Annotated in this window: 13 protein-coding genes; 9 read left to right on the top strand and 4 right to left on the bottom strand. The window is 73.8% G+C overall.

Annotated elements, in window-relative coordinates:
• Nucleotides 1–113: 113 nt before the first annotated feature.
• Genes Q1K26_RS16770 through rfbB form a run of 4 tightly spaced genes read left to right on the top strand, consistent with a single transcriptional unit; the run spans nucleotide 114 to nucleotide 3,371 of the window.
• Nucleotides 114–614 carry a phosphatase PAP2 family protein gene (locus Q1K26_RS16770; protein ID WP_300013462.1) on the top strand — a complete coding sequence of 167 codons (501 nt, stop codon included), beginning with the start codon at nucleotides 114–116 and terminating at the stop codon, nucleotides 612–614.
• Between the two features lie 32 nt (nucleotides 615–646).
• Entirely contained in the window at nucleotides 647–1,531 is an 885-nt protein-coding gene (locus Q1K26_RS16775; RefSeq protein ID WP_300013465.1) for a decaprenyl-phosphate phosphoribosyltransferase, read from the top strand.
• On the top strand, nucleotides 1,528–2,412 hold the full coding sequence (gene rfbA / locus Q1K26_RS16780; RefSeq protein ID WP_300013385.1) for a glucose-1-phosphate thymidylyltransferase RfbA: 885 nt from the start codon (nucleotides 1,528–1,530) through the stop codon (nucleotides 2,410–2,412). The genes Q1K26_RS16775 and rfbA overlap by 4 nt, the downstream gene beginning before the upstream one ends.
• Nucleotides 2,409–3,371 carry a dTDP-glucose 4,6-dehydratase gene (gene rfbB / locus Q1K26_RS16785; protein ID WP_300013388.1) on the top strand — a complete coding sequence of 321 codons (963 nt, stop codon included), beginning with the start codon at nucleotides 2,409–2,411 and terminating at the stop codon, nucleotides 3,369–3,371. The genes rfbA and rfbB overlap by 4 nt, the downstream gene beginning before the upstream one ends.
• A 115-nt stretch (nucleotides 3,372–3,486) precedes the next feature.
• Here the strand turns inward: rfbB and rfbD are convergent, their stop codons facing one another.
• A complete protein-coding gene (gene rfbD, locus Q1K26_RS16790; protein WP_300013391.1) occupies nucleotides 3,487–4,332 on the bottom strand; it encodes a dTDP-4-dehydrorhamnose reductase in 846 nt (281 codons plus the stop codon).
• Nucleotides 4,329–4,847, bottom strand: a complete 519-nt coding sequence (gene rfbC / locus Q1K26_RS16795; RefSeq protein ID WP_300013468.1) for a dTDP-4-dehydrorhamnose 3,5-epimerase — start codon at nucleotides 4,845–4,847, stop codon at nucleotides 4,329–4,331. Before rfbC ends, rfbD begins: the two co-directional genes overlap by 4 nt.
• A gap of 115 nt (nucleotides 4,848–4,962) precedes the next feature.
• On the opposite strand from rfbC, the gene Q1K26_RS16800 reads away from it, so the two are divergent.
• The 5 genes from Q1K26_RS16800 to Q1K26_RS16820 are packed head-to-tail and all read left to right on the top strand — an operon-like array spanning nucleotide 4,963 to nucleotide 8,908.
• Entirely contained in the window at nucleotides 4,963–5,568 is a 606-nt protein-coding gene (locus tag Q1K26_RS16800) for a class I SAM-dependent methyltransferase (protein WP_300013394.1), read from the top strand.
• Nucleotides 5,565–6,860, top strand: coding sequence for a hypothetical protein (locus Q1K26_RS16805; RefSeq protein WP_300013397.1), 1,296 nt, complete (start codon nucleotides 5,565–5,567; stop codon nucleotides 6,858–6,860). Before Q1K26_RS16800 ends, Q1K26_RS16805 begins: the two co-directional genes overlap by 4 nt.
• 27 nt (nucleotides 6,861–6,887) lie before the next feature.
• Nucleotides 6,888–7,586: a glycosyltransferase family 2 protein gene (locus Q1K26_RS16810; RefSeq protein WP_300013401.1), complete on the top strand. Its 699-nt coding sequence runs from the start codon at nucleotides 6,888–6,890 to the stop codon at nucleotides 7,584–7,586.
• A gap of 3 nt (nucleotides 7,587–7,589) precedes the next feature.
• Complete coding sequence (locus Q1K26_RS16815) at nucleotides 7,590–7,997, top strand: DUF2304 domain-containing protein (protein WP_300013404.1); 408 nt, start codon at nucleotides 7,590–7,592, stop codon at nucleotides 7,995–7,997.
• Between the two features lie 14 nt (nucleotides 7,998–8,011).
• Complete coding sequence (locus Q1K26_RS16820) at nucleotides 8,012–8,908, top strand: glycosyltransferase (protein WP_300013407.1); 897 nt, start codon at nucleotides 8,012–8,014, stop codon at nucleotides 8,906–8,908.
• 10 nt (nucleotides 8,909–8,918) lie between these two features.
• On the opposite strand, the gene Q1K26_RS16825 is transcribed toward Q1K26_RS16820, so the two are convergent.
• Entirely contained in the window at nucleotides 8,919–10,889 is a 1,971-nt protein-coding gene (locus tag Q1K26_RS16825) for a DUF6541 family protein (protein ID WP_300013410.1), read from the bottom strand.
• Between the two features lie 109 nt (nucleotides 10,890–10,998).
• Nucleotides 10,999–13,017: a DUF6541 family protein gene (locus tag Q1K26_RS16830; protein WP_300013413.1), complete on the bottom strand. Its 2,019-nt coding sequence runs from the start codon at nucleotides 13,015–13,017 to the stop codon at nucleotides 10,999–11,001.
• Between the last annotated feature and the right edge of the window lie 324 nt (nucleotides 13,018–13,341).

A 13,341-nucleotide genomic window follows, 5' to 3' on the forward strand; every position in this document is an offset into this window, starting at 1 on the left:
GCGTAGCATCCATCCCGATCCGATCCCTGTCGCCGATCCGCCCGCGGACTCCGATTCGCGCCGCCCTGGAGGCCCCTGTCGTGGCCCAGCCACCCACCGGCACCGTCCGCGCCATCGAGGTGCGCGCGCTCAGCGCCGTCCAGCGCACCGTCGGCCCACCGCCCGTGGTCCGGGTGGCGCGCGGGATGTCGCTGTTCGGCGAACACGCCGCGGGGTGGCTCGCGTTCGGTGCCGCGGGCGCGGTGCTGGACCGGCCGCGCCGCCGTGACTGGCTCGTCGCCACCGCCGGTGTGGCTCTCGCCCACGGCGTGTCGATCGGCGTCAAGCGCGTGGTGCGCCGCCCGCGGCCCGACGACCCGGCGGTGCAGGTGCGGGTCGGCACCCCCAGCAGGCTCAGCTTCCCGTCGGCCCACGCCACGTCGACGACCGCGGCGGCGGTGCTGTTCGGTGCGTTGCTGCACCGGCCGCTCGTGGCGGTGCTCGTGCCGCCGATGGCGCTGTCGCGGCTGGTGCTCGGCGTCCACTACCCGAGCGACGTCGTCGCGGGCTCCCTGCTCGGCGCCGCGGTCGCCGCCGCCGCGCGCCGCGTACCGAAGCGGAGGAAGACCCGATGACCAGCACCGACGTGCCGGCCGCCGCCACCGACATGCCCCGCACGCCGGGATCGGTGGCCCGCGGCGTGCTCCGGACGATGCGCCCGCGACAGTGGGTGAAGAACGTGCTGGTGCTGGCGGCGCCGTTCGCGGCGGGCGACCTGCTGGCGCCGGGCATCGCGTTCCAGCTGGCGATGGCGTTCGTGGCGTTCTCGCTGGCCGCGTCGGGCATCTACCTGGTCAACGACGCCAACGACGTGGAGGCCGACCGGGCGCACCCGACGAAGCGCAACCGGCCAATCGCGGCCGGGATCGTGCCGCCCGCACTGGCCGTGGGGGTGGCCGTGGTGCTGCTCGCCGCCGCGGTCGCGGTCAGCCTGCTGGCCAGCATGCAGCTGGTGGCCGTGCTGGCGGTGTACGTCACCGTCCAGCTCGCGTACTGCTTCTGGCTCAAGCACCAGCCGGTCCTCGACATCTGCATCGTCGCCTCGGGGTTCCTGCTGCGCGCCATCGCGGGCGGCGCGGCCACCGGGATCGCGCTGTCGCAGTGGTTCCTGCTGGTCGCGGGGTTCGGGTCGCTGTTCATGGTGGCCGGCAAGCGCTACGCGGAGATGATGCTGGCGGAGCGGACCGGTGCGAAGATCCGCAAGTCGCTGGAGAGCTACTCGGCGTCCTACCTGCGGTTCGTGTGGGGCCTCTCGGCCACGGTGCTGATCACCACGTACTCGCTGTGGGCCTTCGAGATCCGGGAGGCCGAGAACAACCCGATCTGGTCGGCGGTGTCGATCGTGCCGTTCGTGGTGGCCGTGCTGCGCTACGCGGTCGACGTCGACAACGGCACCGGCGGCGAGCCCGAGGAGATCGCGCTCGGCGACCGCGTCCTGCAGGTCCTTGCCGTGCTGTGGATCGCCACCCTGACCGTCGCCGTGTACGCGTGAAGGGCATCATCCTCGCCGGTGGGGCCGGTACGCGGCTGCACCCGATCACGCGCGCGGTGTCCAAGCAGCTGCTGCCCGTCTACGACAAGCCGATGATCTACTACCCGCTGTCGGTGCTCATGCTGGCCGGGATCCGCGACATCCTGGTGATCACCACGCCCGAGGAGCAGTCGATGTTCCGGCGCCTGCTCGGCGACGGTGCGGAGCTGGGCCTGGCGATCTCCTACGCCGCGCAGCCCGAGCCGAACGGCATCGCGCAGGCGTTCCTCATCGGCGCCGACCACATCGCGGGCGAGTCCTGCGCGCTGGTCCTGGGCGACAACATCTTCCACGGTCCCGGCTTCGCCGACACGCTGCGCGGCGCGATCGCCGGGGTCGAGCGCGGGGACGACGGTGCGGTGCTGTTCGGCTACCCGGTGCGCGACCCGCAGCGCTACGGCGTCGGCGTCGCCGACGCGGGCGGGCGGCTGGTCGACATCGAGGAGAAGCCGGCGAGGCCGCGGTCCAACCGGGCCATCACCGGGCTCTACCTCTACGACGACCGGGTCGTCGACATCGCCCGCGGCCTGTCGCCGTCCGCGCGCGGCGAGCTGGAGATCACCGACGTCAACCGGGCGTACCTGGACAAGGACGCGGCCCGCCTCATCGACCTGGGCCGCGGGTTCGCCTGGCTGGACACCGGCACCCACGACTCGCTGCTGGAGGCCGGGCAGTACGTGCAGGTGCTCGAGCACCGGCAGGGCGTGCGAATCGCGTGCCTGGAGGAGATCGCGCTGGAGCGCGGCTGGATCGACGCGGACGCCTGCCACGCGCTCGGCGCGGCGCAGGGCAAGTCCGGCTACGGGGAGTACGTCATGGCGGTCGCGGAGCGCGCACGATGAAGGTCCTGGTCACCGGCGGCGCCGGTTTCATCGGCTCGCACTACGTGCGCTCGCTGCTCGCCGGTGAGTACCCGGCGTTCGCCGGCGCCGAGGTGGTGGTGCTCGACCTGCTGACCTACGCCGGTACCCGCACCAACCTGCCCGCCGACGGGTACACGTTCGTCCACGGCGACATCCGCGACGCAGGCGCGGTCACCGCCGCGATGGACGGCGCGGACGTGGTGGTGCACTTCGCGGCGGAGTCGCACGTCGACCGCTCGATCTCGGGCGCGGCCGACTTCGTCTCCACCAACGTCGTCGGCACGCAGGTGCTGCTGCAGGCGGCGCTGGACGCGAGCGTCGACCGGTTCGTGCACGTCTCCACCGACGAGGTGTACGGCTCGATCGACTCCGGATCGTGGCCCGAGACGCACCCGCTGGAGCCGAACTCGCCGTACTCGGCGTCGAAGGCGTCCTCGGACCTGCTCGCCCGCTCCTACCACCGCACCCACGGCCTGCCGGTGTGCATCACGCGCTGCTCCAACAACTACGGGCCGCACCAGTTCCCGGAGAAGGTCATCCCGCTGTTCGTGTCCAACCTGCTCGACGGGCGCACGGTGCCGCTCTACGGCGACGGCCTCAACGTGCGCGACTGGCTGCACGTCGCCGACCACTGCCGCGCCATCCAGCTCGTCGCGGAGAAGGGCCGCGACGGCGAGGTCTACAACATCGGCGGCGGCACCGAGCTCACCAACCGCGAGCTGACCTACCGGCTGCTGGCCGCGGTCGGGGCGGGCGAGGAGATGGTCGAGCAGGTCACCGACCGCAAGGGCCACGACCGTCGCTACAGCGTCGACTGGTCCAAGATCGCCGACGAGCTGGGCTACGCGCCGCGCGTGCCGTTCACCCAGGGCCTGGCCGACACGGTGGCCTGGTACACCGCGAACCGCGCGTGGTGGGAGCCGCTCAAGACCCGCTGAGCGGTCCGCGCGGGCCGGGCCCCGGTTCGCGCGCTCGACCGGGTTCCGCGCGCCGTCGGCAGCGCGCGAGACCCGGTTCGGCGCGCGAAGCCGCTGCTCGGCCTCGGCTGCGTCGCTACCCGCGCCGCACGTACTCCGCGAGACGGTCGCGCCAGTCGGGTGGCCGCACGCCGACGTGCTCGATCCGGGTCAGGTCCAGCACGCTGTTGAGGGGGCGGCGGGCGGCGTGCGGCTTGTCGGCGAAGTAGGCCTCGGTCGTGGTGTCGGTGACGCGCAGATCGGCGTGCCCGGCCAGGCCGTAGGTGGCGCGGGCGACCTCGGCCCAGGACGCGGGCTCGCCGCCGCCGGTGAGGTGGTAGGTGCCGTGCGGGGCCCCGGTGCGCAGGAGGTGCACGACGGCGTCGGCGAGGTCCGCCGCGAACGTGGGGCGCCCGATCTGGTCGGCGACCACCGTCGGCTCGATCCCGCGGGCGGCGAGTCCGAGCATGGTGCGCACGAAGTTGCGGCCGTCCCCGACGACCCAGGTGGGCCTCACCAGGTAGTGCGCGGGGGTGCAGGCGACGGCGAGGTCCCCGGCCGCCTTCGACGCGCCGTAGGCGCCCAGTGGGGCGGGCGGTGCGTCCTCCGGGACCGGACCGGGCCACGTCCCGTCGAACACGTACTCGGTGGAGAAGTGGACGAGGGTGAATCCGTGCGTGCGGGCCAGCTCCGCGAGGCGGGCGGGACCGGTGGCGTTTGTCCGCCAGGCGGCGACGCGCCCCGCGGTCTCGGCGCCGTCGACGTCGGTGTACGCGGCGGCGTTGACCACGGCGTCGAACGCGGCCCAGTCGACCCCCGCCCGGTCGGCGCCGCCGGGATCGGTGAGGTCGAGCTGCGCCCGGGTCAGCGCCACGGCGTCGGGGAGCGCGGCGGCCAGGGCGCGCCCGACCTGCCCGCCCGCGCCGAGGACCAGGACCTTCACAGCGCCGCCAGGGCCGGGTGGGCGCGGTCCTTGTCCGACCGGATCGCGGCGTCCTCGCCGATCGGCCAGTCGATGCCCAGCGCGGGGTCGAACGCCTGGACCAGCGTGTACCGCGCGTCCGGCGACCAGTGCTCGTTGACCAGGTAGGTGTAGACGACGTCCGGGGTCAGGGTCTGGTAGCTGTTGCCGCAGCCCCGGGGTACGTAGAGCGCGTTGCCCGGGTGCAGCTCGACGGTCTCGACCCGGCCGAACGTCTCGCCGGGCCGCAGGTCCACGATCGCCGCGAACGCGCGCCCGTGCGCCAGCGAGATGTACTTGTCCCACGGTTCGGCGTGGATGCCGCGCGTGACCCCCACCTCCGCGTTGAACGACACGTTGTTCTGCACCGGCTCGAACCGCGGCAGCCCGGCGTCGGCCAGCTTCGCCCGCTGGTAGGACTCCTTGAACCAGCCGCGGCCGTCGGCGTGCACCGTCAGCTCGACGACCAGCAACCCGGGTATCGACGTCTGCACCATCTTCACGGCCGCGAGTGTCGCAGGCGGGGGAGCCGACGGTCCGAGGAAGGAGGATCCGGGGCGGGCAGGACGGTCCGGATGGTCGGGCCCGGGTGGTTCCCGGCACACTGGTCGGGTGACCGCACCCGAACCCCGCCCGGGCACCGACGCCGCCGACTACACCCAGCGCCTGGCGTCGATGGAGAGCGCAGGCTGGAAGCAGCGTCTCGACGTGCAGGCTCCCTACCGCTGGAACATCCGCCTGCTCGCACTGGGCCGCACGCTCGACGTCGGCTGCGGGCTCGGGCGCAACCTCGCCCACCTCGACGGCAACGGTGTCGGCGTCGACCACAACCCGTCGTCGGTGGCGCTGGCCACCGAGCGCGGGTTCGAGGCCTACACACCCGACGACTTCGCCGAGAGCCCGCACGCCCGGCCCGGCGCGTTCGACAGCTTGCTGCTGGCCCACGTCGTCGAGCACATGACCGAGGACGACGCGCTCGGCCTGCTGCGCGAGTACCTGCCCCACGTCCGCAAGGGCGGCAAGGTCGTGTTCATCACGCCGCAGGAGAAGGGCTACACCACCGACGCCACCCACGTCCGGTTCTGCGGGTTCGCCGAGGTCGCGGCGCTGTGCGGGGCCGTCGGCCTGGGCGTGGACCGGCAGTACTCGTTCCCGTTCCCGCGACCGGTGGGCAAGGTCTTCCCGTACAACGAGTTCGTCACGCTCGCCCGGACGTGATGGGCGGGCGCGCGCGGATCGGCACCGCGCTGCACCTGGCCCTGGGCCTCGGGGTACTCGGTGCGGCGGGGTACGCGTTCGTCGCCGTCGTCGGACACGTCTTCTCCCGGCCCGACGAGGCGGGCGCGCTGAGCGCGCTGATCTCGCTGTACCTGGTCGTGAACATCGTCGGCCCGGGCATCTTCGCCGCGCTGGAACAGGAGACCAGCCGCGCGGTGAGCGCCGCCGTCGCCCGCGGTGAGCCGGTGCGACCGGTCGCGCGACACGCCGCGGTCCTGGTGCTGCGGTCGCTGGTGGTGCTGGTCGCGGTGGTGCTGGTGGCGTGGCCGCTGCTGCTGCACCGGGTGCTCGACGGGCGGGTCGGGCTGCTCGCCGCGCTGCTCGTCGCGATCGCCGGCTCGGCGGCCGTGTACTGGGCCCGCGGCGTCCTCGGCGGGCAGCAGCGGTTCACCGCCTACGCGCGCACCCTCTACGTCGAGGGTGCGGTGCGGCTGCTGCCCGGACTCGGACTGGTGCTGCTCGCCGTGGCCGAGCCCGCCGCGTACGGGTTCGCGTTCGCGCTCGGGTCGGCGCTGGCCGCGCTGAGCGTCGCCACGACCGTCGCGACGCCCCGCGTGCCCGACGCGGCGCCCGCGGTCCCGGCCGGGATGGGCCGATCGCTGTCCTACCTGATGGTCGCCGTGGCGCTGAGCCAGCTGGTGGCCAACCTGGCACCGGTCGTGGTCACGTTCCGCTCGCCGGACGACCTGGTCTCGGCGAGCGTCTTCGCGTCCACCTTCGTGCTGGCGCGGATCCCGCTGTTCCTGTTCGCGCCGGTCCAGGCGGTGCTGCTGCCCAAGCTGACCCGCGCGGCCACGCTCGGCCACGGCGCCGAGCTGCGCAGGCGGCTGCGGCAGGTCGTCGGGGTCGTGGTCGGGGTCGGCGCGGTCGGCGTGCTCGGGTGCGTGCTGGTCGGGCCGTGGGCCGCGGAGGTGCTGTTCAACACCGCGCAGCGGCCGCCGGTGGCCACGTTGGGCCTGCTCGGGGCGGCCACGATGCTGATGCTCGTCGCGATGGTGATGCAGCCGACACTGATCGCGCTCGGCCGCCAGCAGGTGGTCACCGTGGCCTGGGTCGCGGGCACCGTGGTGTTCCTGGGCCTGCTCGTGCTGCCGCTCGACCCGATCACGGCGGCCCTGATCGCGCAGCTGGCGGGCCCCGCCGTCGTCGTCGCGCTGCTCTCCGGGGGCGCCGTGCACGCGCTGCGGGCGGGCCACCCGGACGTGGCCGCCGTCGCGCCGCGGGTAGGTTGACGTGCAGACGGCGGGAGGAGCTCGACGGTGACCGACCCCGGTCCGATCAACGGCGACGTCTGGGTCGTGATCCCGGTCTTCAACGAGGTGCAGGTCCTCGAGCAGGTCGTCCGTCAGACGCTCGCGGTGTTCCCGAACGTGGTGTGCGTCGACGACGGCAGCGGCGACGGCTCGGTGCCGGCGGTGCTGCGCACCGGCGCGCACCTGGTCCGGCACCCGGTCAACCTCGGCCAGGGCGCCGCCCTGCAGACCGGCCTCACCTACGCGCGGGCCCAGCCCGGTGCGCGGTACTTCGTCATGTTCGACGCCGACGGGCAGCACCGCCTGGAGGACGCGTCGGCGATGGTCGACCTCGCCCGCACCGGCGCCGCCGACGTGGTGCTCGGCACCCGCTTCGCCGACAACGCCGGCTCCGTGCCGCTGCTCAAGCGGATCGTGCTGCGCACGGCCGTGCTGCTGAGCCCGGCCGGTCGCAAGCTGAAGCTCACCGACGCCCACAACGGGCTGCGCGTGCTCACCCGACCGGTCGCCGACGACCTGCAGATCACCATGAACGGCATGGCACACGCCTCGGAGATCGTGTCCTACCTGGGCCGCTCGTCGTGGCGGGTGCGCGAGGTGCCCGTGACGATCCGCTACACGGAGTACTCGCGCAGCAAGGGCCAGTCGCTGCTCAACGGCGTCAACATCCTGTTCGACCTGTCGATCCGCCAGCGAGGGGGCTGAGCCGTGCTGATCCAGATCCTGCTGGTCCTGGCCGTGCTCGGGCTGCTGTTCCTGTTCGTGCGCAGCAGCGGGGCCGTGTACGTGCAGGCGAGCAAGCGCATCGCGCTCGTGCTGTTCGCGCTGGCCAACATCTACGCCGTGATGCGCCCCGACGACCTGACGACCATCGCGCGGGTCCTCGGTGTCGGCCGCGGCACCGACCTGGTGCTCTACGCGCTGGTCGTCGCGTTCATGGCCGGCATGTTCAGCTTCTACCAGCGCTTCCGGATCGTCGACCGCCGCTACACCGAGCTGGCCCGCACCGTCGCGATCCGCGAGGCCGAGGTGGTCAACGCCGAGCGCGGCGTCACGACCCCGCCGGTCGTCTCCACCGGTGAGGGCACCCCGGTCCCGACCGCCGACCGCACGTGACCGAGCCTGCGAGGGTGATCGTCGACGTCATGCTGCCCCACTACGGGCGGCTGGACCTCGTGCAGGACACGGTGCGCAGCGTGCTCGCCCAGGACGACCCGCACTGGCGGCTCACCGTCGTCGACGACTCCGGCGAGCGGCCCGACCAGGGCCTCGCGGCGTGGCTCGACGGCCTCGACGAGCCGCGGGTGCGGTACCTGCGCAACGAGCGCAACCTGGGCATCAACCGCAACTTCCAGCGCTGCGTCGACCTCGTCGAGCACGAGCTGGCGGTGCTCATCGGGATGGACGACCTGATGCTGCCCGGCTACGTCGCCACGGTGCGGGCCGCGCACGCGGCCCACCCGGACGTGGCGATGGTGCAGCCGGGCGTGGAGGTCGTCGACGGCGACGGCCGGCCGGCGCGCACGCTGGTGGACCTGTCCAAGCGCTGGGTGTACGCGCCGCGCATCGCCGCAGCGACCGTGCTGCGTGGGGAGGAGCTGGCCACCGGGCTGATGCGCGGCAACTGGCTGTACTTCCCGTCGATCTGCTGGCGGTCCGGGCCGTTGCGGCGCACCGGGTTCCGGGACGGTCTCTCGGTGGTGCAGGACCTCGCGCTCGTCATGGACCTGGTGCTGGCGGGTGAGTCGCTGCTGGTCGAGCCGTCGACCTGCTTCCGCTACCGCCGCCACGGCGGCTCGGTCTCCTCGGCCCAGGCCGCCGACGGGCGCCGCTTCGCCGAGGAGCGCGACTTCTTCGCCGGCACCGCCGACCGGCTGGCCGCGCACGGCTGGCCGCGCGCCGCCCGCGCCGCCCGCCGGCACCTGTCGTCGCGGATCAACGCGCTGATCCGGCTCCCGGTGGCCGTCCGCCACGGCCGGACCGACGGGATGCGCACGCTGGCCCGGCACGCCTTCGGTCAGCGCTGAGCGCGCCGGTTCAGCCTGCGGCGAGCTGGTCGTCGATCTGCACCTCGTACACGATCGTCGTCGGCGAGCTGTACACGATCCGCAGGGAGTCGACCGCGTCGAGGCCGACCATCCCCGGGGCGTTGCCGGGCGCGCTGTAGACCAGACCGGCGGACACGATCGCGTGCGTGATGTTCATCCGCCGCACCACCTCGCGCACCACGGGATCGGTGTCGATGTCGCGGAAGGAGGTGTAGAGCAGGGCCCGGTCGGGGGTGAGTCCCGCCAGGTCGAGTTGCTGGTGCAGGGGCTGGGGGAACACCGGGCGCACACCCCTCAACGCGTACATCAGCGGGGACCCGTCGTAGGGGTCGTTCATGACGAGCGAACCCGGCGGGACGATCGTGGCGAGGCGGGTGAAGGCCCGCTCCTCCGCGTAGCTCACCGCGGGGCCGTCGGTGAACCCCTCGGAGATCCGCTGGCTGTTGCGGCCGAAGTAGAGGCCGTCGCTGGCTTCGACGACACCGAACAGCAGCACGGCCAGCAGGGCGGCCGGGAGCAGCCGTCCCCGTGCGGCCGGCACGGCGTCCGGGACCCGCAGCCTGCGCAGCGCGTCGAGTGCGACGTCGCGGACGACGACCAGGCCGCTGCCGGCCAGGGGCACCAGCGCCACCACCCACAGCGCGACGAGGCGGAACCGGTCGTTCCACCACGGTCGCGACAGCACCTCGACGAGCGCGCCCTCGTAGGCGGCGGCCATCACGAACACGGCACCGAACAGCAGGGCGCTCGCCGCCAGCCAGCGCAGCTCGGGATGCCGACGCACCCCGGCCAGGCCGAGGACGACGGCGCCCGCGAGCCACCACTGCGGGTGCTCGTGCGAGTGCGCGAACGTCAGCAGCGTGCCGACGGCCTCGGCGGAGGACATCGCCACCGGCCAGTCGAACGAGCCGCCGCCTGCGGCCCCGGCCGAGGCGATCACCAGCGGCGCGCCCAACAGCACCGTCGCGACGGCACCGACCCCGATGACGACCGCGTCGTGGGTGGACGGTCCGCGGGTCCACCACTGCTGCACCAGGTATGCGGCCCCGAGTACGGCGGCCGCGACGACCGCGCTCGGATGCAGGGCGATCAGCCCGACGGTCGCGATGGCCAGGCACACCGCCCGCGTCACCCGCCGGGGCCGGTCGGGAGCCAGCACGTCGGCCCAGAGCGCGAGAAACGCCGGCAACAGGGCCAGCGCGACGACATAGGGGAGCAGGACCCCCGCCAGGTCGTAGGGGAAGGCGGAGAACGCGCAGGTCAGCAGCGCACTCGCGACCGCGATCGACGGCCGTCCCGACACCGTGCGCACCAGCGCGGCCGTGCCGAGGGCGAACAGGCCCGGGGCGAACGCGGTGAGCAGCTCCAGCGCGACCGTCACCGGCACGTCGGTGATCATCACCAGGGTGGCCGCGACCACGTGGAACGCGTTCGGGTAGTAGAACTCGCCCTCGGCGCCGCTCAGCGCGCCCAGCGCGGACGGTGCGGACGCGCCCGTGTCGCTGATGTAGCGAATGGCGTTGGCGTGGAACGCGGTGTCCCAGAACTGCGGGATCGCGGTGAACCCGGCGGTGCCCGTGGACATCACGCCGAAGCCGACGGCGGTGCTCACCACCACCGCGGCGGCCACCGCGGCGTGGTCGACCCGGCGCCAGGGCGCACGGGCGGCGGGCGGTCCACCCGCGGGCCGCGACCGCAGGCGGCCGAGGGTGAAGCGGGCGACCGCCACGAGACCGGCCACGACGACCGTGCCGAGAGCCAGGGTCACGGGGCTCCACCGGACCCCGAGCACCGGCAGTACCGAGGCCCCGATGCCGATCAGGCCGAAGGTGCACAGGGGACCGGTCGCGGCGAGCAGCCAGCCGCGCAGGCCGGCCGCCAGCGCGAACAGCAGACCGGGCACCGCCACCACGATCAGCATGATCAGGATCGGGGTGGTCGCGGTGCCGGGATCCGGCATCTGTCCTCCGTGCCGGACGCGGTCGGGTGTGGCTCCGGCCGCTGGTGATCTCGGCCGACGCCCACTCTAGTGGTCGGCCGGCACCGTCCCGGCCGGGGCGGTGCCCGGCTCAACCCGGGCGGTTCCCCGGCGCGCCGTCACAGGCGGTGAGTTCGTAGAGGGCGCTCTCGTCGGCGTCGGGGGCGGCGGCGACCAGCCGGAAGCCGCTGTCCGGTGCGGGCGCCTCCAGCCCGGGATAGCGACGCGCACGGGAGTCGCCGAGCCAGAAGTCCGCTGTGCCGGCCAGGAGGTAGCGCACGCCGAGGCGGTCCGCTGCCGCGCACACCCGCCAATCGTCCTGCACGTCGCGCAGCCTGCGGGCCAACAGCACCTGGTCCGCTGACCAGTCACCGGTGAGGTGCGGGAACAGCACCTCGTGTCCGGTGAGCGGCCACAGCAGCGCGCTGCCGCTCCACGGGTTCTGGGCGACGACCGCACCGGGCTCGATCAGGCCGCCGATGCGTTCGTAGAACTCCGCCTCGTCCGGGTCCAGCAGGTCCGACTCGGCCTGCGGCCCGGGGTAGGAGCTCCGCACGAACTCCGCGTTGCGCGCGGAGTACATCCCGCCGGAGGCCACCAGCACGAGCAGCCCGGCGACCAGCGCCCCCGCCGCGGCGGACGGCGGCCGGGCGCGGACCGGCCAGGCTCGGGACACCAGCAGGCCCACGGCGAGCAGTCCCAGGACCGCGAGCGGCGCCGCGGTGACCGGGAGCACCGCGGCGAGGCGGTAGGAGTCGTTGTACCAGAGGGCGGTGACGGCTGCGGCGAACTCCGTCTCCTGCGCCGAGGCCAGCACGAACAGCGCCCCGGAAAGCAGGTGCGCGGGCACGAGCCAGCGGAACGCCGGCCGCAGGCAGGCCGCCCCGAGGCCCAGCAACACCACGACGGCCAGCGCCCAGGCGGCGGGGCGGTTGTTGGTCGCCCCGAGTGCCACTTCCCCCACCGCGCGCCCGGGGTCCTGGTAGGCGGCCCAGTCGAACTCGCGGACGTCGTCGAAGACCGGGCTGGTCAGCACGAACCACACCGCGGCCGCGATCCCGGCGGCGAGGCCGAGCACCAGCCCGGCCGGGACGATCCGCTCCCCGCCGCGCAGCCGTCGCCGTGCGGCCCGCCCGAGCGCCCAGGCCACCGGGAACACCGCGAGCAACGCCAGCGAGAACAGCGCGTTCGGGTGGGCCAGGCCGAGCGTCCCCGCCCCGACGGGCAGCAGCACCGCTGCGGTGCCGCGCCCCAGATCGACGGGCGGGCCGAGTCGGCAGAGCGCGACGACGACGGCCAGCACCGCGGGCGTCAGGCACAGCCCGGTCAGGTTCGGCCACAGCACGCCGAACCCCATCAGCGACCAGGGGAACGAGACGAACCCGACCGCGACGACCGGGGCGAGCGCCACCGCGGCGGGCACCGGTCCGCAGATCACCCACACGAGCACCAGGCAGCTCAGCGGCCAGACGACGCAGGCCAGTGCGGTGACGGCGGCGGTGGCCGCGACCGGGACCGACGCCCCCGTGGTGAGGACGACCAGCGAGACCAGGTCGTGCCACGCGGCCGGGTAGAACGCGATGTCGGCCGTCGGCGTGGTCAACCTGCCGAGCTGGAGCGACGACGCCGTTCCGTCGCTCAGGATCTCCATGACCGCGTTGTAGTGGAACACCGCGTCGTAGGTCTGCGACAGCCGCGACGGCGTGCCGATCGCGGACGCGACGGTGAGGGTCCCGATCGTCGCGGCGACCGCCATGCCTGCGGTCGCCGCGAGGGCGTGCCGGGCGCCGTCGGCGCCCGGTCGGGACGCCCCGCCGGCGGGACCGCCCCGCCGTCGCCGTGCGGCGGGGAGCAGGCGGGCGCCCACCGCCAGCAGGGCGAGCACCACCGCGGGCCCGACGGCCACCGCGGGCGACCACGGCAGACCCAGCTGCCCCGCCACGACCGCGCCGCCCGCGACGGAACCGATCGAGACGACCGGGGCGAGTCCCCACGCACCGATGCCGCGCAGGCCGAGCGCGTAGGTGGCGGCCAGCCCGGGCACGGTCACCCAGGCCACGGCGACCAGGAGCACCGGAGTGGCTGCGGCCCAGGCCGGCCAGTCGATCATCGGGCGGTCCGCGACGTCGCGGTCGGGCACGGCGCCCGATCCACGAACCGCATCGCGACCTGCAGCATGGGCCGAGGGTAGATCCCGGGCCGCAAGCGCGGCACGGCGAGTGCGTCGGTACGTGCCCCCAGGCGTTCACACCGTCGCGCTCACCTCGACACGGTGTCCGGCGGTCCCGGGCATCTGGATCGGCGTCGCCACTGCGGTCGCCCGTTCCTGGCGGTGGTACCCCGCATGCCGATGGTGGCTCGGGCGATACGCTCGGCGTCGTCGAAGTGTCTGAAGACGCCGTCCCCCAACGCCCCGGAAGGTCTCGATGACCCC

This window comes from Pseudonocardia sp. (assembly GCF_029263155.1).
Taxonomy (GTDB): domain Bacteria; phylum Actinomycetota; class Actinomycetes; order Mycobacteriales; family Pseudonocardiaceae; genus Pseudonocardia.